Here is a 25,246-nt window from a genome sequence, read left to right as displayed (position 1 = left end):
ATTTTTCATAAATCTCTCAATACAGAAAAATAGGCATGCTGAATGGTGTCAGCATGCAATATTTGTGATTTAGATCACTTTATAAAATTCCTTTTTTGCTAATCTACACTTAAGAAATCGATAAGTTAGTTTATCCGTGCTTTTACTTTTAGAGCTATTTAGTTGAGATTTATAAGCCAATCGGCAGTGAAGTAAGGACTTATTGCTAAGTTTATCTATACTTTTGTTTTGGGTGGTCTTATTACAATAGTTTTTTATAGATAATTTGCTCATTGGCTTAAAAATTTTAACTTTATCAGGAGTAATCTATGTCCGTAACTAATGTTACTGAACTCAATGAACTTGTTGCTCGAGTCAAAAAAGCACAACGTGAATTTGCCAACTTTTCTCAAGAGAAAGTGGATAGAATCTTCCGTGCCGCTGCACTAGCAGCTGCCGATGCGCGTATTCCATTAGCAAAACTGGCTGTTGAAGAGTCTGGAATGGGAATTGTGGAAGATAAAGTGATTAAAAACCACTTTGCTTCGGAATATATTTATAACGCTTATAAGGATGAAAAAACCTGCGGTATACTTTCTGAAGATCCAACTTTTGGTACAATTACCATCGCCGAACCTATCGGGATTATTTGTGGTATCGTGCCAACAACTAACCCAACCTCAACGGCTATCTTTAAGTCATTAATTAGCTTAAAAACACGTAACGCAATTATTTTCTCTCCGCATCCTCGTGCAAAAATTGCCACCAACCGTGCCGCTGAAATTGTCTTGAATGCCGCGATTGCCGCTGGTGCGCCAAAAGATATTATCGGCTGGATTGATTCCCCTTCAGTGGAGTTATCCAATGCCCTGATGCACCATCCTGACATTAATCTGATTTTAGCCACTGGTGGACCGGGTATGGTAAAAGCTGCCTACAGTTCAGGTAAACCGGCTATTGGCGTGGGTGCAGGTAATACCCCTGTTGTTATCGATGAAACTGCTGATATTAAACGTGCTGTTGCATCAATCTTAATGTCAAAAACTTTCGATAACGGTGTAATTTGCGCATCTGAACAATCAGTTGTCGTCGTTGATGCTGTTTATGACCAAGTTCGTGAACGTTTCTCTAACCACGGTGGCTATCTGCTACAAGGCAAAGAACTTAAAGCCGTACAAAATATCATCCTTAAAGATGGTAATTTAAATGCTGCTATTGTTGGCCAACCTGCATTTAAAATTGCAGAAATGGCAGGTGTTATCGTTCCCGAGACAACCAAAATCCTGATTGGTGAAGTCAAAGCCATCGATGAATCAGAACCTTTTGCTCATGAAAAACTGTCTCCATTGTTAGCAATGTACCGCGCAAAAAACTTTGAAGATGCAGTTGAAAAAGCTGAACAACTCGTTGAAATGGGTGGTATTGGTCATACGTCTTGCCTATATACCGACCAAGATAACCAACATGAACGCGTCAGCTATTTCGGCGAAAAAATGAAAACCGCCCGTATATTGATTAATACTCCAGCATCTCAAGGGGGTATCGGTGACCTCTATAACTTTAAACTGGCACCATCGTTAACCCTCGGTTGTGGTTCTTGGGGTGGTAACTCCATCTCTGAAAACGTAGGACCAAAACATTTAATCAATAAGAAAACGGTCGCGAAAAGAGCTGAAAATATGTTATGGCATAAACTTCCTAACTCAATCTATTTCCGCCGTGGATGCCTCCCTATTGCGTTAGAGGAAATTGCCACTGACGGAGCAAAACGAGTCTTTATCGTTACTGATAGCTATTTATTCAATAATGGTTATGTCGATGAAATTGTCGATGTTCTGAAAAAACATCACATTGAAACTGACGTATTCTTTGAAGTTGAAGCGGATCCAACATTATCGGTTGTCCGTAAAGGTGCAGCTCAGATGCAAGCTTTCCAACCTGATGTCATTATCGCATTAGGTGGTGGCTCTCCAATGGATGCAGCAAAAATCATGTGGGTTATGTATGAACATCCAGAAACCCACTTTGAAGAATTAGCGTTACGCTTTATGGATATTCGTAAACGTATTCATAAATTCCCGAAAATGGGCGTAAAAGCGAAGTTAGTTGCTGTCACCACGACATCGGGTACAGGTTCTGAAGTTACACCATTTGCGGTTGTAACCGATGATAAAACAGGCCAAAAATATCCATTAGCTGATTATGCATTAACGCCAAACATGGCAATTGTTGATGCTAACTTAGTCATGAATATGCCAAAATCTTTAACCGCCTTTGGTGGTTTGGATGCTGTCACCCATGCACTAGAATCTTATGTTTCTGTACTAGCAAATGAATTCTCTGATGGACAAGCGCTGAAGGCACTAAGTTTACTGAAAGACTTCCTGCCAGCTAGCTATCATGAAGGTGCTAAAAATCCAGTTGCCAGAGAGCGCGTGCATAATGCGGCAACCTTAGCAGGTATTGCGTTTGCGAACGCCTTCTTGGGTGTATGCCACTCGATGGCTCATAAATTAGGTTCTGAGTTCCACATTCCACACGGTTTAGCAAATGCGTTATTAATCTGTAACGTTATCCGCTTTAATGCGAATGATAACCCAACTAAGCAAACTGCATTTAGCCAATATGACCGCCCTCAAGCGCGCCGCCAATATGCTGAAATTGCAGATCATCTTGGTCTATCAAAAGCAGGCGACCGTACTGGTGCTAAAATTGAGCGTCTCTTGGAGTGGTTAGAAAGTATGAAAGCAGATTTAGGTATTCCTAAATCTATCCGTGAAGCGGGTGTTGCCGAAGCAGACTTCCTAGCACGTTTAGACAAGTTATCTGAAGATGCGTTCGATGACCAATGTACTGGTGCAAACCCTCGTTATCCACTGATTTCAGAAATTAAACAGCTGTTACTGGATTCTTACTACGGTCGCGAATTTTCTGAGCCAAGCGTTGCTTCAACAGCACCAAAAGCAGAAAAGAAAGTCACTAAAAAATAAACTGGTATTTCTTGGTGATTTAGCCAACTAACCCGTTATAAGGCTTCAATAGTGTTGGATCTTTTTCCAATGTCTATTGGAGCCTTTTTATTAATAATTAGCCACTAATCCTTATCTGATCCTCATTTATCAATAAGGATCAAATAGATAATTCAATTTATACTGATGTCAGGACTATCAAACTTTCTTTATCAATGAGAAGAGGTAGTATGAAAAAACTGACTCAACTTATCTTCACTATACCGCTCCTAGCTGCTAACTTTGCTGCCCATAGTGCGGGCTTACATTTAGAACAGACACGGTTAATCATTAATAACGCCAATCCTGATACAACTTTTACTGTCGTCAATGACGATAGCTTTCCCTATTTAATTCAAGCTACTGTAACGAATACTATTGAGGGTGAAAAATCCTCGCAGGTTGAAGTCAATCCACCTTTATTTGGGCTGGATGCAAACAGTAAATTTAGTCCTCAAGTATTATTAAAAGAAAAGAATAAACTACCTGCGGATACTGAATCACTATTTTTTCTCAGTACTCGTGCGATACCCGCTCATAAGCGCTCCAACGACCGTAGTAAGAATAACAAGCAGACAATTACCATGAATATCATTATTAAGGTAATCTACCGCCCAAGCCACTTAGCGGTTCCTAATAACCAAATATTCCAGAAAGTGACACTAAGTAAGAAAGATGCTCAGTGGCAATTCGATAACCCTACTCCCTATTATGTCACGTTGGTAAAAATTAAATTAAACCAGCATGACTACGGAAATAGTTTAATTTTGCCCCCTTTGAGTAGAATGCCCCTCTCAGAGGCTCCTCGTAATATCACCCATGCAAGTTGGCAAGTAGTCAATGACTATGGGGGGCTATCTAAAGTTTTGACATATCCGGTATCTGCTGGAAACAATCAATAAGATATAACCTAATCCTCATAGATTATTCTTTAATCTCACTAAAAAATGAATGAGTGAAATAAAACCGAATAGCTTCATATCACTATTATTTGTTAGAAAAACTCATGAACTAAAGATAAATACACCTTTATAAAGAAAAAGTAAGCGAACTCATAAAAAGAAAACCCCATGTTAAAGGCATGGGGTTTATCATAAATTGATGTCACCATTATTCTAGTATTTAACACTGTTCGACTATCTAGTGCGACAAATCAAGTTTTTAATTTAAATCATTAATTTACTTTTTCTGACAAAATCACCCATATTGCGTGATATTAGCATTAGTAAATTATTTGGTTTATTAATATTAATCAGCCATTAATTGAAATTGATGGGCTTTTTTTGAATAATGCCACTATTCATTAACTGTGCTTGTTTTATGGCATCAGAGTAATGTTTTCGGCAAACTGAAATATACTTTTCATTACCGCCGATATCGACCTGCGCTCCTTCATACATTGGGATCCCATCACTACCAATACGTAAAACTTTATTCGCCTTACGCCCACAATAGCAGACCGTTTTAAGCTCAACGAGCTTATCAGCCCATGCTAATAAATACTGACTTCCAGCAAATAGCTCTCCGGAAAAATCTGTACGTAGCCCATAACATAAGATAGGAATATCGACATTATCGACGACATCACATAACTGCTCCACCTGTAATTTGGTAAGAAATTGACACTCATCAATTAACACACAATTCACTTTTTGCGCGCTGTTTTCTTTTTTGATAATGTCAGCCATATCCGTTGTAGGCGAAAATAATAACGCATCTGCTGATAAGCCAATTCGAGAAGAGACTTTTCCATGACTAAAGCGATTGTCAATTTCTGCAGTAAAAATAAGTGTGCGCATACCACGTTCATGGTAGTTATATGAAGACTGCAATAATGCTGTTGACTTACCTGCGTTCATCGCAGAATAATAAAAATATAGCTGTGCCATCTGGCTATTCCCTAAAAATAATATTCGTAAATACTTTATCATAAAGGCATTTTAAGATTAACCCTAACTCTGCATTTACAGTCAATCATACAAAACTGTTCTCCACTACTATGTTAAATTAGACGATAAATTTAACGCAATCTATGAGTTAAATACAATAAATTCCTATTTGATATTATCCTCAGTAGGTATAATCCGTAGCACGTATTGCTAATTAACTGTATCAAAAAAAGAAAATTTAAGTTAAAGGTTTCTCTTTTATTCCTCTGCATCCAAAAGTGAAACTGTTTGTTATGTGTATTAATATAAAAGCTAGAGGGTGTTTCTAATTACCTTTTTCCATTAATTCTGTTATTGATAATAGAGCTATTTATAATAGTGAAAATTTTTATATTTCCCTTGTAAAAAAATTGCATTCGTTAAAGATAACTTTTAAACTAAGAAGGTAATTTAGCTATTGCAGAATTTAAAATAGCACTCTATTATTACTGTACACATGCCAACATATAAAATTGAGACCAGGAAAATGAGCGAATCATTAAAAGCATTAAATAACATCCGTACTCTTCGTGCTCAAGCTCGCGAAGTTACTTTAGAGTCATTGGAAGAAATGCTAGAAAAATTAACTGTCGTTGTTGAAGAACGCAGAGAAGAAGAAAGCCAAGCTCGTGCTGAAGTTGAAGAACGTAACCGTAAATTGGAAAAAGTTCGTGAAATGATTTTAGAGCAAGGTGTAGATTTAAATGACCTTCTGCAAACAATGGATTCAGTTAAAGGGACTAGCACCAGAGCTAAACGCGCTGCACGCCCTGCTAAATATAAATACGTTGATGAAAATGGCGAAACTAAAACTTGGACAGGCCAAGGCCGTACTCCAGCCGTCATCAAAGTAGCAATCGAAGAACAAGGTAAATCTTTAGATGATTTCTTAATCTAATAACCAAATTCTCCTTTATTAAAAACACCCTTTTCATAAGGGTGTTTTTTTATATATATCATAATAATCCTGACTGACTTCACATTCTTTTATTCAGTTATCCCTTTACTACCTCTTCAGTTAAAAAATAACTATATGAAATAAAATTTCAGTTAAAGTAAAGTTACGTATTTAATCTCGTCAAGACTCATTACTTATTTTTGCATTTAATTTACACGTCATGCATGTAATAGTATATATATGTACATCATCATTAATTGACGCTTAAAAAATGAGTATATGGTTTTATTTCTAGACATAAAAAAAGCTAACCTATTGGCTAGCTTTTAATAATTAACAACTAACTGGTTGGATTATTTCGTTGTTTCTGATGCTGCTAATTTAGCCGCAAACTCTTTAACCCATAACGAAAAATCTTTTCCTAAAGTATCATGTTGAATACCATATTCTACAAATGCTTTCATATAGCCTAATTTATTTCCACAGTCATGGCTTTTACCGCATAAATGGTAAGCTTCAACAGGTTCATCATTTTCCATCATAAGAGCAATAGCATCAGTTAATTGAATTTCATCACCAGCGCCTGGTGCAGTTCTTGCTAATGCATCCCAAATTTTTTCGGATAACACATAACGACCCACAATCGATAAATTGGAAGGAGCCTCTTCTTTAGTTGGTTTTTCGACCATCCGCGAAACAGGCTTACTGTCTCCAGGATTCAGCGTAATGCCATTGCAGTCAACAATACCGTAGTTAGAGACTTCTTCTTCTGGTACAGGCTCAACTAAAATTTGGCTAGCCCCAGTTTCCTCAAAGTGTTCGAGCATTTCTCTGAGATTAAACTTCGTTAAATCAGTACTGTAACGGTCTAAAATTACATCAGGGAGAATAACAGCAAAAGGCTCATTCCCCACTAATGGCTTAGCACATAAAATAGCGTGACCTAGCCCTTTTGCAATCCCTTGGCGCGTTTGCATAATAGTGACATGGCTTGGACAAATTGACTTTACTTCATCAAGGAGCTGACGTTTCACTCGCGCTTCTAAGATAGCTTCAAGCTCGAAGCTAGTATCAAAGTGGTTTTCAATGGAGTTCTTAGATGAGTGAGTCACTAAAACAATTTCATTAATACCTGCTGCAATACACTCATTAACCACATACTGAATCAGAGGTTTATCAACGATTGGTAGCATTTCTTTCGGGATCGCTTTTGTTGCTGGAAGCATACGCGTTCCTAGACCCGCTACTGGGATTACAGCTTTACGCACCTTGCGTTTAATCATTTTTATAACTCCAGAATTTTTCTAAGCACCCTTCACTATTATTCAATGATATACCATGGTGCATTTTTAGTGCGCGCAAGTATATCAGGAATCAAAACTGAATAAATAGTAATGAGTCTAATTGATGATATCTGAAGTTATTTTTAATAATCGATTTACAGCTCACTGTCAGGATTAAACATCAGCTTAATTCGCTGATCATTATTCCGAATAAGGCATTTCCATTGAGCGCCATGAAAATCTAAACGATTTGAATGGTAGGACTTCAAGGTACCTAAAGGAATATTACGATCTAAATGATAGTGATGGTTTTCAGTCGTTATTTCAGCTTCCAGCCCTGCACTCGCCAATATTACATTTTTCGTTTTGGTATTGAAGTAGCCGAGTAAAAGCGGAAACTGCCCTGAAAAACCAGACTCTTCAAGAAGATGATTTATTTGGTGAATAATACGATCGATGTTAGGTAATTTTTTATCTGGGTGACTCACTGCACTCTTTAATAAATCATTAAAAACGACTCTAATCAAAAAAGCAGCCATGATCCCTTCTTGTGGAGAGCGTTCTGTATCTATGCAATAAAAACCAACCTGCTCTTCAGATATCGCTGCAATATCCAGTAATAGTCCAAATCGATTTGCTTCATTTAATTGCCTATAGTTTATTCTATAGCCATTAATAATCTGACTAACCGGTGGTTGTAATTGCTTTAGAATAGCCAACATATCCAATTTATCACTATGAAGGATATTCGACATATTTTGGATCTCATGCTCCATAACACTTTCTGTATCGTACTTCTCAGGATACAAAGCTGAGTGAATAGTCATCTTTACTTCATCTAAATTTTTAATCGGTTTCAGTAGGGCATCTTTTGCCCCTAAACGGAACATCCTGTCTAACTGGGTAAAATCGGTAGTTGCTGAAATGACAATAACAGGAATATGAATATTCCGGCCCACCAGCTCGGCCATAAATGTTTCACCATTCATCACTGGCATATTTAAATCACACAAGATAACATCGGGTGTAAGGTATTTTTCTGTAATTAGATCCAATGCCAACGCGCCATTGTCTGCGATATAGACTTCAGTTTCCAAGCTTTCTAGGTACTCACGAAGAATAGTGCAAAAAATTTTTTCATCTTCAACTATGAGTATTTTTCTATTTTTCATATCATACCTACCACTACCATACTTAGTTTTATTAATAATTTGTTGTGCCAACAATAGTCATATTACAAAATCATTAGAGACTATATTTTTTAAGTATAGTTATTTTATCGAGAAAAGAATGAGCCAATCTTTAAAAAATAATTGTAGCTGCGGTAATCCTAAACCGTTTGACCATTGCTGCTCTCCCTTCATTCAAGAGCAAACTATCCCAGAAACAGCGGAACAATTAATGCGCTCCAGATATAGTGCTTACGTTCACAAGGATGCGGATTACTTGATTAAAACATGGCACCCAGATTGCCATGCTGACGAATGGCGTGACGAGATCATCAAAAGCTTTGAGCACACTCAATGGCAGGGATTGCGAGTCATTAGTTCTTCTCATGCCAAAAATCCTGATGAGGCTTATGTCGAATTTTCGGCTTGCTTTATTGATGAAAAAGTCGATCATAAACAACTTATTCATGAACGCTCCCGTTTTCTTCGCATTAATACGCGTTGGTATTATATCGATGGAATAACACCAAAAGTTGGGCGTAATGATGACTGTCCATGCGGCTCAGGTAAAAAATTTAAAAAGTGCTGCAATAGTTATTAATTCTATGAATATCAAATCGTGTCAATTGCACAATTATTCTTAGTCCAAATAGTTGGACTTTTGTTAGTTAAGGATTAGACAGTTCCATGCAACACAAAAATGTACAGAAAAAAATTCTCAGAACAATTTGTCCTGACGCTAAGGGATTAATCGCTAAAATCACCAATATTTGTTATAAGCATCAGCTCAATATTATCCAAAATAATGAGTTTGTTGATCACCGTACTGGTCGTTTTTTTATGAGAACGGAACTTGAAGGGATCTTTAATGATGAAACCCTCCTTGCAGACTTAGATGATGCACTTCCTGAAGGCTCTAAGCGCGAACTGAATTCTGCGGGTCGTCGACGCATTGTAATTTTAGTGACAAAAGAAGCTCACTGCTTAGGTGACTTACTCATGAAAAGTGCTTATGACGGCTTAGATGTTGAGATTGCAGCTGTCATTGGTAACCACGACACACTAAAACACCTCGTAGAGCAGTTTGGTATTCCGTTCCATCATATTAGTCATGAAGGCTTAACCCGCGAACAACATGATGAAAAACTCACGGCGCAAATTGACCAATACCAGCCTGATTACGTAGTTCTTGCTAAATACATGCGGGTACTTACCCCTGCATTTGTTCAGCATTATCCAAATCAAATTATCAATATCCACCACTCCTTCTTACCAGCATTTATTGGTGCACGTCCTTACCACCAAGCTTATGAACGCGGAGTGAAAATTATTGGGGCAACAGCTCACTTTGTGAATGATAATTTGGATGAAGGGCCAATCATTACTCAAAATGTTATTAATGTGGACCATACCTTCACTGCTGACGATATGATGCGAGCAGGTCGTGATGTTGAAAAAAATGTTCTAAGCCATGCATTATATTGGGTCTTAGCACAACGGGTATTTGTATACGGCAACCGTACAATTATTCTATAAGTATAGTAATTTGCTGATTTATCACGCATTAAGATTAAAAAAACCGCATTCGAACATTTTTTTAAAATTAATGCTTTACAGGGGCGCGTCATTTGATATGATGCCGCCCGCTGTGAACGATTACAGCAATTCAAAATCTGGTGGGATACCCAAGCGGCCAAAGGGAGCAGACTGTAAATCTGCCGTCACAGACTTCGAAGGTTCGAATCCTTCTCCCACCACCATCTAGATGTTTTCGACTCCTAGTTTGTCTACAACTCCCATAAATCGATTTAAAACACTAGAATGTGATTTAGATTTATAAATATAACAATCGCTTCTCTCTAAAAGCCCATTAAGCGATACATAGATCAGAGACTTATCCACCAATTCATCTTCTGGATAGTGGTCGATAATCCCAATAAAATCCCCATCCTGAATAAAACTCTGGCAACAACCAATATTGTCCATCTGTCGGATACTGGATTTACTGTTTATCGCTTCTACTTTCGTAAGCAAATCACTCATTAATGTACTTTTATAAAATGATGGGTCACATAACCATGTACTCTGTTGCAGTAATGTCTTCACATCATGATTAAATTTTTCATATAATTCTTTTCTACAATAAATACCCAATGGTGAGTTTTCGATTTTTTTTTGTAATGAAAATCTCTCACTGATGACTAATTCAGAACTTAAAATTAAAGTATTACCATCATAGTCAACAATTTCATCTACTTCATCATAGTTAAACCTTAATATATTAACTTGTACATTATTTTTATGTGCTGCTTGATATAAATTTATTAAATGATTTTCCTTACCCCAGTCATAATAAATATTCGCCTCATTAACAATATAACCAGAGAAATGTTTTTTCGTTATTTCTTTCTCCTGCAAGTAGAGATCCCTGAGATCATTATAAAGTTCCTGACCATCTTTAGTTAATGTCATTCCAAATTTTTCTCTCTTAAAAAGTCGCTTACCCAGACTAGTTTCAAAGTCTTTTATCGATTTTGCGATGGGAGGTGTCGTGCGGTTCATCACCCTTGCAGCCTTGCTTAACGAGCCATTCTCAACAACTGCCATAAACGCCTCTAATTTTCTTGAAAAGAACATATCTATGACCCCATTCTATTTATTGAAACGTAAACCATCATGATTATTTTTAAGTAATAACATGTTGATTGACCCATAATCTCTAACATCAAATAAAAATTAAATGCGTTTTTTTCATTTGATGAGTAACAATATTTCATAAAAGTATTTTTATAATTTCCTACATAGCAAAGCAATATATTATACTGTTTCATTTAATTATTTTTTATTGCTCTACCATTAAATCATATTAAAATATAAATAACCAATTGACTTTAAATTAAATTAAAGCATTACAATTATAATTTAAACAATTATTTTTTAATTAAGAACCATTAATTTATTAATTAGATAATTTAAAACAGACTAATAAATTATAATCAAAATATATTTAATAGTTACACTATAGGTAGCATCTGATAGAATCACTTCAGTTATGTCTAATCAATGGGTGATAAATAACCATGAAATTTATTTCGTTCAATATTAATGGACTGCGAGCTCGTCCTCATCAACTGGCAGCTATCATTGAAAAGCACCAACCTGAAGTCATTGGACTACAGGAAACTAAAGTGCACGATGATATGTTCCCGTACGATGAAGTGAGTAAATTAGGCTACCATGTTTTTTATCACGGACAGAAAGCTCACTATGGTGTGGCATTGTTACTTAAAAATGAACCTATTGCTGTTAGAAAAGGTTTTCCTAACGATGACGAAGATGCACAACGTCGAATCATTATGGCGGACATCCAAACCAACCAAGGGCTATTAACTGTCGTAAATGGCTACTTCCCTCAAGGAGAAAGCCGAGATCACCCAACAAAATTTCCTGCAAAACAAAAATTTTACCAAGATTTGCAAGACTATGTGACATCGACTCAAACTCCAGAGTCACAACTGCTAATTATGGGTGACATGAATATCAGCCCAACAGATCTGGATATTGGTATTGGTGAAGTCAACCGTAAGCGCTGGTTAAAAACAGGAAAATGTTCTTTCTTACCTGAAGAGCGTGAATGGCTAGCGAGATTACTTGATTGGGGTTTGGTCGATACATACCGTGAACAACATCCTGACACGACTGACAGCTATTCATGGTTTGACTATCGATCTAAAGGCTTTGATGACAATCGTGGTCTGCGTATTGACTTGTTACTCGCTTCTAAGAAATTAGCAAGCCGGTGCACGGCTACTGGAATCGATCTTGAAATTCGCGGGATGGAGAAACCCTCTGACCACGCCCCTGTTTGGGCTGAATTTGATTTAACAAAAGCCTAAATTATTCATTATTTATACTTAAATTGAGCAGGAGCTAATCATTAGCTCCTTTTTATATATTCAGGTCGCTGACTGGTTCGATTTTTTTGTTTTCCCTGCACTAACTGATTTTTTCGTCCCTTTTTTAGCGCCTTTAGCGTTTGGTGCTGGCGGTAGTTCTCTGAATGCACGCAAGTTAGTATACTGTCGAGCCTGATGGATTAGCTCCACTAAAGTTTGGCTTAATGGCTGCATAAAATCATCGTAGCGTGTCTGCTTTTCACTAATTTGAGTCAACCGAGATTCCCAGTGAGCGGTCATATCGGGTAATGTTGCCATATCAGGTAAAACGTGAATAAGTGCTCGCCCAGCGGGAGAAGCGTGAATATAACGCCCTTTCTTAAAGAGAAATTGTCGCTTAAATAAGAGATCGATAATCCCTGCTCTTGTCGCTTCAGTGCCTAATCCATCCGTTTCACGCAATACTTTTTTTAATGCTTTATCTTGGACAAATCTGGCAATTCCTGTCATCGCTGATAATAAGGTTGCATCTGTGAATGGACGCGGAGGTTGAGTTTGTCTTTCAATCACTTCCCCCTTTTCACATAACAGCTCATCCCCCTTTTTGACGACAGGTAGTGGCATACCGTCGTTTTCGGCATCACGTTCTTTGCCCCCTAAAACCACACGCCAACCAGCCTCTGCAAGGAATCGAGCCTTCGCATTAAACTTACCGTTCTCAATATCTAAATCAATAGTGCATTTACGATAAACAGCATCAGCCATAAATTGAATAATATATTGGCGAGCAACCAACTGATAAACGTTACTTTCATTCTCTGTAAGACGAACAGAGCTGGATTTAGCCGTGGGAATGATGGCATGGTGCGCATCCACCTTTTTATCATCCCAGCATCGATTTTTCTTATCTAATTCAGGTAACTCAAATTCAGTGAGCTCTGGTTGGTGAACTGCAATCGCATTTAATACTGCGTGACGACCGGCAAAGTGTTCATCAGGTAGATAGCGGCTATCCGAACGGGGATAGGTAATGAGCTTATGGGTTTCATAGAGTTTTTGGCAGATATCTAAAACTTCTTGAGCGCTCAAACCATATTTTTTGGCTGCCTCAATTTGAAGTGCGGATAATGAAAATGGCAATGGCGCCACTTCAGATTCACGTTTATCTTGGTATTGAGTGACTAATGCTGGTTTCCCAGTGATCCGGGAAACCACATGCTCAGCGAGAGGACGATGAATTAAGCGTCCTTCCTCATCTTGAAAATCTATACAGGATTCACTCGGCTGCCATGTTGCTACAAAGTGCTCATCTTGCGGAGTAACAATATGAGCTTTCACTTCAAAATAATCTTTCGCAACAAAGTGTTCTATCTCTTCATCGCGCCTAACCACCAACCCTAATACTGGCGTTTGTACTCGCCCTACAGAAAGAACCCCTTGGTAACCGCCTCGTTGCCCTAATAAAGTATAGGCGCGGGTCATATTAATACCATATAACCAATCAGCGCGAGCTCGTGCCAACGCCGAAACACAAAGCGGAATAAACTCACGATTCTCACGTAAGCGCTCGATCGCACGCTCAACGGCCTGCGGATTTAAATCGTTAATTAAACAACGCTTTACATTCTTACGTTTATCAGAAGGAAGATTAAAGTAATCCAAGACCTCATCCACCAGCAGCTGCCCTTCTCTATCGGGGTCTCCTGCGTGAACAACTTCAGAGGCTTGTTTTAGTAACGTATCAATCGTTTTCAATTGTTTGGTTACTGCGGAGCGCGGCTTTAGCTGCCATTTTTCGGGAATAATAGGCAAATCTTGCAGATTCCAACGCGCATAACGCGGATCATAAGCATCCGGTTCAGCTTGTTCTAATAGATGTCCAATGCACCAAGTCACCATTTGGTCATCACCACATTGAATAAAGCCATCCCCCCGACGATGAGGTTTTGGCAGTACATCCGCAATTGCCCGCGCGAGGCTGGGCTTTTCCGCAATAAACAAACGCATAGATTAATCTATCACTTCAATTAAAGGCACATTGTCCTGTGGAGGTAATAATTTACCGACAGACTGTAACAAAACACCTTGCTGCTGTGCAATGTCTTTAATTTTAGAGACTTCCGTTGGTTTTACGGCAATCAGTAGTCCACCTGAGGTTTGAGGATCACACAGTAACTTACGTTGCATATCTGTCATTGGTGCGATGAGATGCCCGTAGCTATCAAAATTACGTTGTGTCCCACCGGGTACACAACCTGCTTCAATATACTTTTCAACATCCGCAAGTTTAGGGATTTGACTGAAGGAAATCTCAGCGCGTACACCGGATCCTTCACAGATCTCACTTAAGTGACCTAAAAGACCAAATCCAGTCACATCAGTCATTGCTGTAACGCCATCAAGAGGGGCAACAACCGCACCCAACTTATTCATTTGGCACATGATTTCTGCGGCAAGATGTTGATGCTCAGGCAGTAAAAGGCCTTTTTTCTCCGCTGTTGTTAATACACCAATGCCCAGTGGTTTGGTTAAAAACAGTTCGCAGCCTGCGGTTGCAGCACTATTTTTCTTCACAAAATCGGTATTGACTACTCCGGTAACCGCCAGACCAAAAATAGGTTCTAGTGTATCGATGGAGTGTCCTCCTGCTAATGATATTCCTGCATCAGCACAGGCGGCTCGTCCACCCTCAATGACTTCACGTGCAACTTCAGGCGGCAATTTAGCAATTGGCCAGCCTAAAATAGCAATCGCCATAATCGGCTTTCCGCCCATAGCAAAAATATCGCTGATCGCATTAGTCGCGGCAATACGCCCAAATTCAAATGGGTCATCAACAATTGGCATAAAAAAATCAGTCGTACTGATGATACCAATACCATTACCAAGATCATAAACCGCGGCATCATCTTTGGTTTCATTTCCCACTAACAAGTGCGGGTCATGGAATTTAGCGAGTTCTGAATGCAGGATTTGCTCTAACACTTTTGGCGCGATTTTACATCCACAGCCGGCACCATGGCTGTATTGGGTCAATCTAATTTTTTCTGTCATGTTGTATCTCTTTAGAAATGCGTCACAAATCCATTCATGTCTGGTAACTGAACTTTAGATGGCGCTTTTAATTCAGGAGTTCCCAGATAAAGGAAGCCAACAATGTGGTCATTTTCTTCGCAGCCAAGCCCTTCACGAACCACGGCATCTTCAGTCCAAGAGCCTGAACGCCAGATACCACCAAATCCTTGAGCTACCGCGGCCATTTGCATAGCTTGTACTGTACAGCTTGCTGCGACAATTTGTTCCCATTGAGGAACTTTAGGATGGTCAGTAACTTTGGCGATAACGGTGATAATCAACGGGGCACGGAAAGGCGCATTACGTGCTTTTTCTTCAACTTCTTCACCAAGCTTACCTTCAATTGCCGCTTTCTCAAGTAATTGACTAAAACGCTTGATTCCTTCACCCTGCATGACGATAAAATGCCATGGTTTCAGAGCCCCATGGTCAGGTGCTCGCATCCCTGCCGCTAAAATATTATCTAATTGCTCACCTTGCGGTGCTGGGGTAGTCAGCCTTGAAGCTGAACGGCGGTTCAACAAAAGCGTTAAAGCATCCATATTGGTCTCCGATTAAGAGTAAGCTGATGTAGCAATCAGCAGAACAGAATTATTATCCATTTAAATGATTACTTTTGTTGATGATATGAAATCGAACTTAGCGTACTAATCATATTTATTAATCAACAGAGTATGGCTCATTAGTAGGATTAATTCATTGAATTATATCATTTCCAACGAGTGAAAAATATCATTCACCCATTGTACCTCGCTCATAACGGTTTTGTTATGAATAATCCTGTATTACATTAGTGAACAATTGTATAGGAATGAATCTATTGGTTAATTTAAGTATTAATCAGTAATTAATTAGATGATATTCTAAATTATTCGTGTGTCATACCGATGATGCAAACTATGATGAATATCCTTCAACTGGAGATAAAATGCGACAACTCTGGGACATCTTCGCCACTATATTTAAATTTAGCTGGCGAGCGATCAACTTTATTCGGGAACTGATTTTTAATGTCATTTTCTTTGTATTGGTATTTGTAGTTATTGGTTCCTACTCCCTACTTCAATCTGAGGATAAACCAGAAAAAAATTATTTTGGTGCTCTTGTTGTCGACCTTCAAGGAGTTGTGGTTGATCAGGTTTCCTCTCCAGATCCTTTTGGTCGCATGAGCCGTGAGCTACTTGGTACATCCAACAACCTCATGCAGGAGAATTCTCTATTTGATATTGTGGATACGATCCGTACCGCTGCAGATGATGACCGCATCACTGGCATGGTACTGCGCTTAGATAACCTTGCTGGCGCAGATCAGCCGTCAATTGCTTATATTGGAAAAGCAATTGAACAGTTTAAAGCCTCTGGTAAACCCGTCTATGCCGTCGGTGATAGTTATAGCCAATCACAATATTATCTTGCTAGTTTTGCTGATGATGTTTTCATTGCACCACACGGTAATGTCGGTGTGTATGGTTTCTCTACGAATACACTGTATTACAAATCCTTATTAGAAAAGTTAAAAGTCAGTAGCCATGTGTTCCGCGTGGGAACTTATAAATCAGCCGTAGAACCCATGATGCGCGATAATATGTCACCAGAAGCGCGTGAAGCCAACCTTCTTTGGCTAAATACTCTTTGGGATAATTATTTAAAAGCCCTTGCGGATAACCGCCAAACTAAGCCCGTCCAAATTTTCCCGGGTGCAGAACAGTTGATCACTCAGCTTCGTGCCGTTAAGGGAGACAGCGCACAATATGCTTTACAGCAGAAACTCGTGGATAAAATCTATACACGTGAACAGTCTGAAGATATTTTGTCTAAGCATTTTGGATGGAACAAAGAAGATAAAACGTTTAACAGCATCAGCATCTATGACTACTCAAGTAAAATTGCCGAAACCAGTAATGCTGCAGGAAATATTGCTGTCATCGTGGTTCAAGGGGCAATTATGGATGGCCCTCAAACTCCGGGAATTGCTGGGGGAGAAACCATCGCAGCTCAAATTCGTGATGCACGATTAAACGACGATATCAAAGCCATCGTATTGCGGGTCAATAGTCCTGGAGGAAGCGTTAGCGCTTCAGATCTGATCCGTAATGAACTGGCAGCCGCCAAAGCTTCAGGTAAGCCTGTGGTAGTTTCCATGGGCGGTATGGCGGCATCAGGTGGTTATTGGATCTCGACACCTGCAGACTACATCATTGCAAGTCCAAGCACGTTAACGGGTTCTATCGGCATCTTCGGAGTTATTAATACCTTTGAGAATTCACTAGAATCTATTGGTGTATATACGGATGGTGTTTCAACATCACCCTTAGCCGATATTTCTCTCACCAAAGGGATCAGTCCAGAATTCGCTGATATGATGCAAATTACCATCGAAAATGGTTATGAAACATTCATTGGCTTAGTTGCTAAGTCCCGCAATAAGACACCAGCAGAAATTGATAAAATTGCTCAAGGCCGTGTATGGACGGGTCAAGATGCATTAAACATTGGCTTAGTTGATAAACTTGGTGATTTTGACGATGCCGTAAATAAAGCCGCTGAACTGGCTAAAGTTGATTCCATTGAACTGGACTGGATGCAACCTGAGCTCTCATTTATGGACCAATTAATTCTTGAATTGTCCAATAATGTTCAAGTGATGATGCCGGATGTACTGCAAAGTTTCTTACCACCGGCTGTTGCGACTGACATTCGCCAGCAAGCACAATTTTTCTTAAAAATGAATGATCCTCAAAATCGTTACGCATTTTGCCTAAACTGCGCCGATATTAACTGATCACCGTTCCCCTCTAATCTCGAATTAGAGGGGAATTCCACTCATGTAAATCCCTCTTGCCACAACATCAATCTGCAAAATATTGTTTTAGCCATAGATTATCACCTTCAAATAGGCCAAAATCCTTATAATCCAAATTATTAATACACAGAACTTCATCTGTCATCATTAGGTAAAGCAATGCAGAAGAAATCGATTTATGTCGTCTATACTGGAGGCACCATTGGGATGCGCCACTCGCCACAAGGCTATATCCCCGTTTCTGGTCACTTACAGGCTCAATTGGCACAAATGCCAGAATTCCATCGCCCAGAAATGCCGACATTCACCATCCGTGAGCACCATCCCTTAATCGACTCTTCTGATATTACGCCTGAAGATTGGCAAAATATTGCCAATGATATCAGCGAAAATTACCATCAATATGATGGGTTTGTGATCTTACATGGTACCGATACCATGGCGTTTACTGCGTCAGCACTCTCTTTCATGTTTGAAAATCTGAAGAAACCCATCATTGTGACAGGGTCACAAATACCCTTAGAAGCTTTACGTTCCGATGGGCAAACCAATCTGCTGAATGCGCTCTATTTAGCTGCAAATTACCCGATTAATGAAGTTGGCTTATTTTTCAATAACAAACTGTACCGTGGCAATCGTACCGTTAAAGCTCATGCAGATGGTTTTGAAGCCTTCACTTCACCAAACTGCCCTCCACTCATGGAGGCTGGGATTCATATACGTACGTTCAACACCTGTCCTGCACCGATTGGCATCGGTGAGCTAATCACGCATCAAATTACACCTCAACCTATTGGGGTGGTCACGTTATATCCAGGCTTATCTATTGAGATCGTTAGAAATATCTTACAGCAACCCGTTAAGGCGCTAATTCTACGTTCTTATGGCGTCGGAAATGCTCCTCAGCAACCTGAATTATTACGTATCCTCCGCGAAGCCACTTCCCGAGGCATTATTGTTGTCAATCTAACCCAATGTATTTCTGGACGGGTTAATATGGAAGGCTATGCAACGGGTCATGCTTTAGCCGAAGCGGGTGTTATCAGTGGCTACGACATGACATTTGAAGCCGCTTTAAGTAAATTACATTATTTACTCAGCCAAGATTACACTTCTGAGCACATTCGTGAGTTAATGCAAAATAATCTTCGTGGTGAACTGAGCTATACAGATGAATAGCCAGATAAATAAATTGAGGAAATAATGAAATCCGCCTTACTATTAGTCGATTTACAGAATGATTTTTGTACTGGTGGCGCACTGGCTGTCAAACAGAGTGAACATGTGATTCACATTGCCAACCAAGTAATTGATATCTGTCAGCAAGAAGATATTGTCGTGATCGCCAGTCAAGATTGGCATCCAGTTGATCATTTAAGCTTTGCCAGTAATTCTGGTCAGCCCGTCGGAACCCTTGGGCAGCTAAATGGGCACCCTCAAGTCTGGTGGCCTGTCCACTGTGTTCAAGGTACCCATGGTGCAGATTTTCATGCTGAGCTCAATATCAATGCTATCCAAGCGGTATTCACCAAAGGGGAAAATCCGCAGGTCGATAGTTACAGTGCTTTTTTTGACAATGACCATGTGAGCCAAACTCAGCTACATGATTGGCTACAGCAACAACAGATTGACCATTTAATTATTCTTGGGATTGCAACGGACTATTGCGTTAAATTTACGGTGTTGGATGCATTAAAACTTGGCTATCGAGTAGATGTACTCGCTGAGGGTTGCCGCGGCGTCAATTTAGATGCTGAGGATAGCGATAATGCACTAGCTGAAATGCAAACTGCAGGTGCAAAGCTTATCAATATCAATGCACTATAAGATGGTTCATCCCCGCTAAATCAGCGGGGAAAATGGAGAACTTAATCATTTTCTTGTGGTTTGAGTGTTGCGAGTCTATCTCCCTGGAATAGGGATTTTAATTCTTGCTTGCTCTTCATGGTGATTTGACCATCAGTACCGACGGTCATATGCTCTGGATCATGGTTATGACGAGATTGCCATAACATCACCATCTGCAATGTGTTTTCTTTCTGTTCCGGAGTAAGTACCACTCCATCAGGCCATTTACCTAATTCCACTGCAGTGACTAAACGCTGATAAATTTCAGTGGTCATGACAGACAGTAAGTGCTCTATTTGTTGTTCATCCATTTCTACGCTCACGTTAACGCCTCACAAAATCAATTAAACAAAATAATGATCATTCTTTTTATTCTGAATAGATAAACCAATACCTTGGCTGAATCGTTTTTATAAACAGTATATTTTTATTCAGCAAACTTCAGCACCCTATCCATCAGTCTTCTCGCCAGTTTCATCATCGGTAAAGCTTAACGATGCTGAATTAATACAGTAACGCTGACCGGTTGGTTGTGGCCCATCGGGAAATACATGCCCTAAATGCGCATTACAGTGTTCACAACGGACTTCAATTCGATGCATTCCATGAGAAAAATCTTCGATAAATTTTATCGAGTTTTCTGTAATAGGTTCATAAAAACTTGGCCAGCCGCAACCCGCATCAAATTTAGTATCAGAGAGAAATAAGGGGGTACCACAACATAGGCATTCGTACACACCCTCTTTACGGTTATGCAATAATTGACCACTAAAAGGAGGTTCCGTACCGGCCTGCTGTGTAACATGCAGTTGGATTTGGTTAAGCTTTGACAAATCAATAGTTTGTTTATTTTTACTAGACATTGATTACCTATACTTTTTTGAACAAGATTCCTACTAAAGCCATAATACGCCAATTTCAAGCAACAAAAACTTAACAACACTTTGAGGAAAACTATTCTAGACTATTAAGGTTAGAACTTTACGTTTTGATTTGTGACATTCCTCACATATATCACTGATGGATGGTTTCATTATGCTGAACAATCCCGATAATACGTGCGACTAGATTTGCTGCTGAAGTGTCTGACAAATATGCAGATAGTGGTTTCAGAATTGATTTTTTTCAATAATTGACACGATTCCGCTTGACGGCTGGCAAGGTTTTGGTAACTTTAACTACAACTTAATTCACGAATAAATAGCTGGTGGAAATACTATGACTATCAAAGTAGGTATTAATGGTTTTGGTCGTATTGGCCGTATCGTTTTCCGTGCTGCACAAGAGCGTTCTGACATCGAAATCGTTGCTATCAACGACCTGCTCGACGCAGAATACATGGCTTACATGCTGAAATATGACTCAACTCACGGTCGTTTCAACGGTACTGTTGAAGTTAAAGATGGTCACTTGGTTGTTAACGGTAAAAAAATCCGTGTTACAGCAGAAAGAGATCCTGCAAACCTGAAGTGGAACGAAGTCGGTGTTGATGTTGTTGCTGAAGCAACAGGTATCTTCCTAACTGACGAAACTGCTCGTAAACACATCGAAGCAGGCGCGAAAAAAGTTGTATTAACTGGTCCTTCTAAAGATGACACCCCAATGTTCGTTATGGGTGTTAACCATAAAGCTTACGCAGGTCAAGAAATCGTTTCTAACGCATCTTGCACAACTAACTGCTTGGCTCCACTGGCTAAAGTTATCAACGACAAATTCGGTATTGTTGAAGGTCTGATGACAACAGTTCACGCAACGACAGCTACTCAAAAAACTGTTGATGGTCCTTCTCACAAAGACTGGCGTGGTGGTCGTGGTGCTTCTCAAAACATCATCCCATCTTCAACTGGTGCGGCTAAAGCAGTTGGTAAAGTTATCCCTGAGCTGAACGGTAAATTGACTGGTATGTCTTTCCGTGTTCCAACTCCAAACGTTTCTGTTGTTGACCTGACTGTACGTCTGGCTAAACCAGCAACTTACGCACAAATCTGTGATTCTATTAAAGAAGCAGCTGAAGGCGAACTGAAAGGCGTTCTGGGCTACACTGAAGATGATGTTGTATCTACCGATTTCAACGGCGAAAAACTGACTTCAGTATTCGATGCTAAAGCAGGTATCGCGCTGAACGACAACTTTGTTAAACTGGTTTCTTGGTATGACAACGAAACTGGTTATTCTAACAAAGTTCTTGACCTGATTGCTCACATCTCTAAATAAGAAATGTTAAGCTATTAGTGTGACTGAGCCGCCTTTTGGCGGCTCTTTTGTATCCATTGAAGTCTGACTCAACATACTCCAAGATGCGTGTAGAGCTTCAATTGTATGCAACTTGCAGTATCGTGAGTTTGTTATATTGTTATCTCTAGCCACTGAGCTATCGCCATGACTACAGACCAATTACTACAGGCGCAAGACTATGCATGATAAAATTTTTGCTTTACCTGTCATTAAGCAACTTTCTCCTTACATTACCCAACGCCAACTTGGGGAATTACCCCTTATTGTTATTTCTCATCCGAAAGTACGCGGCGCTGTCAGCTTGCAAGGAGCTCAATTAATTGATTGGCAACCTTCAGGTCAAAAACCGTGCCTTTGGCTAAGCCCAGAAAGTGCCTTTCAAGAAGGTATTGCAATTCGAGGCGGGATCCCAATTTGCTGGCCATGGTTTGGTCCTGTAAGTAGCCCTAGCCATGGCTTTGCTCGAATTTCACCTTGGCAGTTCACCGCTCATAATGAACATGACTGTGGCGTGATCCTCACCTTTACGCTATCTGATAGCGAGTCGACTCGTAAGCTGTGGCCTCATGCATTTACGTTAATTTTACGCATGAAGCTCGGGGAAACTTGTGAATTAGAGTTAGAAAGCCATGGTGACTTTGAAGCGACAGCAGCTTTACACAGTTATTTCAATATTAGTGATATTCAAAAAGCGACTGTGTATGGCTTAGGTGGGCACTATATTGATAAAGTTGCTGACAGAGAAATTTATGCTTCAGAGCCACTAAAATTCAATAAGCATGTAGACCGTATCTATACTGAACCTGAGGAATACAGCTTATTACGCGATGATGGCTGGGAAAGAACGATTGAACTCCACCATTATCATCATAGTGATGTCGTTTGCTGGAATCCATGGGCGGAACTCTCTTGCAGTATGCAAGATATGCCAAATAATGGCTATAAACAGATGGTATGCGTAGAAACTGCCCGCATCCACAATCCCATGAAATCAGAAGATCAAAATCCGGCACGTTTATCTTTAGTGATGGTTTGTCGCGAAAATAGACCCCAAGACTAAAAACAAAACCCCAAAATGAAAAATCATATTGGGGTTTATTTTAAGAAACGTTGTTAAACGTAACTTAGAAAGTGTAAGTCACACCACTCCACAAAATTGCAGAATATGATTTGTTAACCATTGGGCTATCTTTCACTTCGTTTGATAATTTATCAACACGCCCCATCGCAAATAATGTCCAATTATCAGCAAAACGGTAGTTACCTGATAACTCAACATATGGAGTCCAACTAGAGCCCGGCTGATAGCGTGCTAAACCGCTATTTCTCGATTCTTTAGAACTAACTCCGTATTCATAACGGTTTTGCTTTTCGCTATCCCATTTAATACCAATACCTGGGGTTAATGCCCAACCATTGCTTTTGAATGAATATAAATAAGCGGCTTCACCACGTAAACCTTTACTGACGCCAAGCATATCACCAGAACCAATAAATCTTAATGTACCCCAGTCCGCATTGTGCTTATAGGTAAATCCACCCATCACCGTATCACGACGGCGATCCAGTTTACGCATGGATTCGTTATCATTTTCTTTTGGTTTGAAGAATTGAGGGTAATAATAAGCATCGATAGAAATTTGATCGACTTTGTCGTTCCATAAATAGTATCCAACCGCTAAGGTACGAAAGTAAAAATCCTCACTTTCATAGTTAACCATCGGAACTGGCGTTAAATAATCGCTGGACTTAATTCCTTTATACGGCGTTGCTTGTGCTAATACAGATGCACCAACAGACCAAGTTCCTGCCATAGCAGCACTAGACATTGCACTCAGAACAAGAGCAAGTGTGGTTACTTTAATTGTTTTGGACATATTAAATTAAGCCTAAAAATTTTAGATGGTTTGACAAAAATTATGTGTTACGCGGAAAGCTTACCGCAAATTCGCTGTATACATCACATTTAAAGCTAAATTCAGTGAATTGTCTATCTTTCTCATTAATGATTACAAATTAATAACCCATCTATATAATAAATTATGATTAAAAATCAATGGGGACGCGCCTTGCAAGAGCGCATAATAATTCGTAACCGATTGTACCTGCTGCTTCAGCTACGTCATCTACAGGGATATTTTGTCCCCATAATTCAACGAGAGAGCCTAATTTAGCATCCGGGCAATCACTGATATCAATGGTTAACATATCCATAGAAACAGCCCCTAATAATGAACAACGCATTCCATTGCACCATACGGGTGTACCTGATGGGGCATGTCGTGGATAACCATCCGCATAACCACAGGCTACTGTTGCGATATGCATCGGTTTAGTCGTAGTAAACTTACTACCGTAGCCTATTGACTCACCAGCTTGAATTTCATGAATAGCAATAATTTCTGATTGCAAAGACATTGCAGCTTGTAAATTATACTTTTCAATATCCGACCATTTACCGCTAGGTGAAGCACCATACAGCACTATTCCAGCTCTGACCCAATCATAATGCGTATTTTTGTGCCATAAAACAGCACCTGAGTTAGCGATACACGTATTCAAATGCAAGCCATCAAATTGCATAATTTTCTGCAATGGTTGATCTATTCCAGAAGGTATATCTGAGTTAGCAAAGTGGCTCATTAACGTCACATTTTTGACATTCGCCATACTTTGTAATTTGGATACAACGCTCACATATTCTTCCGTAGTAAATCCTAAACGATTCATCCCACTATTTAGCTTAATATAAACGGATAATGGCTGATGGAGAGTCGCTTGCTCAATCGCAGTTAATTGCCAGTGACTATGAACGCTCGTTGTCAGCTGATACTGGTCAATAACCTGCAAATCTTCCTGTTGGAAAAAACCTTCCAGCAACAATATAGGACCTTCCCACCCTTCTTCACGTAATAAAATAGCTTCATGTAAATCGAGAACAGCAAATCCATCCGTATTTTTCAGCCCACGCCAAACCCGATGAATGCCATGCCCATAAGCATCTGCTTTAAGTACTGACCAAATCTTTGCTGCCCCAATATTCTGTCGAATCACGGATAGATTATGTTCTAAACTTTGTAAATGAATAACCGCACGAATTGGGCGAGGCATCGCTCTTCCTTAC

Annotated in this window: 22 protein-coding genes and 1 tRNA gene; 12 read left to right on the top strand and 11 right to left on the bottom strand. The window is 39.5% G+C overall.

What is annotated here, in order from left to right; genetic code table 11:
- Nucleotides 1–308: 308 nt before the first annotated feature.
- Nucleotides 309–2,969: a bifunctional acetaldehyde-CoA/alcohol dehydrogenase gene (gene adhE, locus PR761_RS02860; protein ID WP_006812889.1), complete on the top strand. Its 2,661-nt coding sequence runs from the start codon at nt 309–311 to the stop codon at nt 2,967–2,969.
- A 209-nt stretch (nt 2,970–3,178) separates the two neighbouring features.
- Nucleotides 3,179–3,889: a fimbrial biogenesis chaperone gene (locus tag PR761_RS02855; RefSeq protein ID WP_164717573.1), complete on the top strand. Its 711-nt coding sequence runs from the start codon at nt 3,179–3,181 to the stop codon at nt 3,887–3,889.
- Nucleotides 3,890–4,246: 357 nt separating this feature from the next.
- Here the strand turns inward: PR761_RS02855 and PR761_RS02850 are convergent, their stop codons facing one another.
- Nucleotides 4,247–4,876 (bottom strand): thymidine kinase, encoded by a 630-nt coding sequence (locus tag PR761_RS02850; RefSeq protein ID WP_039854027.1) that lies wholly within the window; start codon nt 4,874–4,876, stop codon nt 4,247–4,249.
- A 526-nt stretch (nt 4,877–5,402) separates the two neighbouring features.
- Here PR761_RS02850 and hns point away from each other — a divergent pair.
- Nucleotides 5,403–5,813 (top strand): histone-like nucleoid-structuring protein H-NS, encoded by a 411-nt coding sequence (gene hns / locus PR761_RS02845; RefSeq protein ID WP_039854026.1) that lies wholly within the window; start codon nt 5,403–5,405, stop codon nt 5,811–5,813.
- A gap of 353 nt (nt 5,814–6,166) precedes the next feature.
- Here the strand turns inward: hns and galU are convergent, their stop codons facing one another.
- Both galU and rssB read right to left on the bottom strand, forming a co-directional pair.
- A complete protein-coding gene (gene galU / locus PR761_RS02840; RefSeq protein WP_006812885.1) occupies nt 6,167–7,096 on the bottom strand; it encodes a UTP--glucose-1-phosphate uridylyltransferase GalU in 930 nt (309 codons plus the stop codon).
- A 155-nt stretch (nt 7,097–7,251) separates the two neighbouring features.
- Complete coding sequence (rssB, locus tag PR761_RS02835) at nt 7,252–8,268, bottom strand: two-component system response regulator RssB (protein ID WP_126437463.1); 1,017 nt, start codon at nt 8,266–8,268, stop codon at nt 7,252–7,254.
- A gap of 118 nt (nt 8,269–8,386) precedes the next feature.
- On the opposite strand from rssB, the gene PR761_RS02830 reads away from it, so the two are divergent.
- The 3 genes from PR761_RS02830 to PR761_RS02820 all read left to right on the top strand — a co-directional run bounded on the left by PR761_RS02830 (nt 8,387) and on the right by PR761_RS02820 (nt 10,025).
- Nucleotides 8,387–8,866, top strand: coding sequence for a YchJ family protein (locus PR761_RS02830; protein WP_154611137.1), 480 nt, complete (start codon nt 8,387–8,389; stop codon nt 8,864–8,866).
- An 86-nt stretch (nt 8,867–8,952) separates the two neighbouring features.
- Nucleotides 8,953–9,801 carry a formyltetrahydrofolate deformylase gene (purU, locus tag PR761_RS02825; protein WP_006812882.1) on the top strand — a complete coding sequence of 283 codons (849 nt, stop codon included), beginning with the start codon at nt 8,953–8,955 and terminating at the stop codon, nt 9,799–9,801.
- Between the two features lie 139 nt (nt 9,802–9,940).
- Nucleotides 9,941–10,025: transfer RNA gene (locus tag PR761_RS02820), tRNA-Tyr, on the top strand.
- Nucleotide 10,026: 1 nt separating this feature from the next.
- On the opposite strand, the gene PR761_RS02815 is transcribed toward PR761_RS02820, so the two are convergent.
- Nucleotides 10,027–10,902, bottom strand: a complete 876-nt coding sequence (locus PR761_RS02815) for a LysR family transcriptional regulator (RefSeq protein ID WP_006812881.1) — start codon at nt 10,900–10,902, stop codon at nt 10,027–10,029.
- 443 nt (nt 10,903–11,345) lie between these two features.
- Between PR761_RS02815 and xthA the strand changes: the two genes are divergently transcribed.
- Nucleotides 11,346–12,161, top strand: a complete 816-nt coding sequence (gene xthA / locus PR761_RS02810; protein ID WP_006812879.1) for an exodeoxyribonuclease III — start codon at nt 11,346–11,348, stop codon at nt 12,159–12,161.
- Between the two features lie 60 nt (nt 12,162–12,221).
- Here the strand turns inward: xthA and PR761_RS02805 are convergent, their stop codons facing one another.
- Genes PR761_RS02805 through PR761_RS02795 form a run of 3 tightly spaced genes read right to left on the bottom strand, consistent with a single transcriptional unit; the run spans nt 12,222 to nt 15,778 of the window.
- Nucleotides 12,222–14,168: a DNA topoisomerase III gene (locus PR761_RS02805; RefSeq protein WP_006812878.1), complete on the bottom strand. Its 1,947-nt coding sequence runs from the start codon at nt 14,166–14,168 to the stop codon at nt 12,222–12,224.
- Nucleotides 14,169–14,171: 3 nt separating this feature from the next.
- Entirely contained in the window at nt 14,172–15,215 is a 1,044-nt protein-coding gene (gene selD, locus PR761_RS02800) for a selenide, water dikinase SelD (RefSeq protein WP_006812877.1), read from the bottom strand.
- Between the two features lie 11 nt (nt 15,216–15,226).
- The gene (locus PR761_RS02795; protein ID WP_006812876.1) at nt 15,227–15,778 is read right to left on the bottom strand and encodes an NAD(P)H nitroreductase; all 552 of its coding nucleotides are present in this window, start codon (nt 15,776–15,778) and stop codon (nt 15,227–15,229) included.
- 386 nt (nt 15,779–16,164) lie between these two features.
- On the opposite strand from PR761_RS02795, the gene sppA reads away from it, so the two are divergent.
- The 3 genes from sppA to pncA all read left to right on the top strand — a co-directional run bounded on the left by sppA (nt 16,165) and on the right by pncA (nt 19,866).
- Entirely contained in the window at nt 16,165–18,018 is a 1,854-nt protein-coding gene (sppA, locus tag PR761_RS02790; protein ID WP_039854024.1) for a signal peptide peptidase SppA, read from the top strand.
- Nucleotides 18,019–18,198: 180 nt separating this feature from the next.
- Nucleotides 18,199–19,218 (top strand): asparaginase, encoded by a 1,020-nt coding sequence (gene ansA / locus PR761_RS02785; RefSeq protein WP_115164350.1) that lies wholly within the window; start codon nt 18,199–18,201, stop codon nt 19,216–19,218.
- Nucleotides 19,219–19,242: 24 nt separating this feature from the next.
- Nucleotides 19,243–19,866, top strand: coding sequence for a bifunctional nicotinamidase/pyrazinamidase (pncA, locus tag PR761_RS02780; RefSeq protein ID WP_154611138.1), 624 nt, complete (start codon nt 19,243–19,245; stop codon nt 19,864–19,866).
- A 41-nt stretch (nt 19,867–19,907) separates the two neighbouring features.
- On the opposite strand, the gene PR761_RS02775 is transcribed toward pncA, so the two are convergent.
- Together PR761_RS02775 and msrB are read right to left on the bottom strand one after the other, a co-directional pair.
- A complete protein-coding gene (locus PR761_RS02775; RefSeq protein WP_154611196.1) occupies nt 19,908–20,198 on the bottom strand; it encodes a YeaC family protein in 291 nt (96 codons plus the stop codon).
- Nucleotides 20,199–20,336: 138 nt separating this feature from the next.
- Nucleotides 20,337–20,750, bottom strand: coding sequence for a peptide-methionine (R)-S-oxide reductase MsrB (gene msrB, locus PR761_RS02770; RefSeq protein WP_115164351.1), 414 nt, complete (start codon nt 20,748–20,750; stop codon nt 20,337–20,339).
- Between the two features lie 355 nt (nt 20,751–21,105).
- On the opposite strand from msrB, the gene gapA reads away from it, so the two are divergent.
- Complete coding sequence (gene gapA, locus PR761_RS02765) at nt 21,106–22,101, top strand: glyceraldehyde-3-phosphate dehydrogenase (protein WP_006812870.1); 996 nt, start codon at nt 21,106–21,108, stop codon at nt 22,099–22,101.
- Between the two features lie 199 nt (nt 22,102–22,300).
- Nucleotides 22,301–23,182 carry a D-hexose-6-phosphate mutarotase gene (locus PR761_RS02760; RefSeq protein ID WP_006812869.1) on the top strand — a complete coding sequence of 294 codons (882 nt, stop codon included), beginning with the start codon at nt 22,301–22,303 and terminating at the stop codon, nt 23,180–23,182.
- A gap of 64 nt (nt 23,183–23,246) precedes the next feature.
- On the opposite strand, the gene PR761_RS02755 is transcribed toward PR761_RS02760, so the two are convergent.
- On the bottom strand, nt 23,247–23,999 hold the full coding sequence (locus PR761_RS02755; protein WP_006812868.1) for a MipA/OmpV family protein: 753 nt from the start codon (nt 23,997–23,999) through the stop codon (nt 23,247–23,249).
- Between the two features lie 169 nt (nt 24,000–24,168).
- Nucleotides 24,169–25,233: an alanine racemase gene (gene alr / locus PR761_RS02750; RefSeq protein WP_006812867.1), complete on the bottom strand. Its 1,065-nt coding sequence runs from the start codon at nt 25,231–25,233 to the stop codon at nt 24,169–24,171.
- Nucleotides 25,234–25,246 lie beyond the last annotated feature (13 nt).

It is taken from the genome of Providencia sp. PROV210 (genome assembly GCF_028479445.1).
GTDB lineage: Bacteria > Pseudomonadota > Gammaproteobacteria > Enterobacterales > Enterobacteriaceae > Providencia > Providencia rustigianii.
Note: the sequence above shows the minus strand (reverse complement) of the source record. Positions and strands in the feature narration are given on the sequence as shown.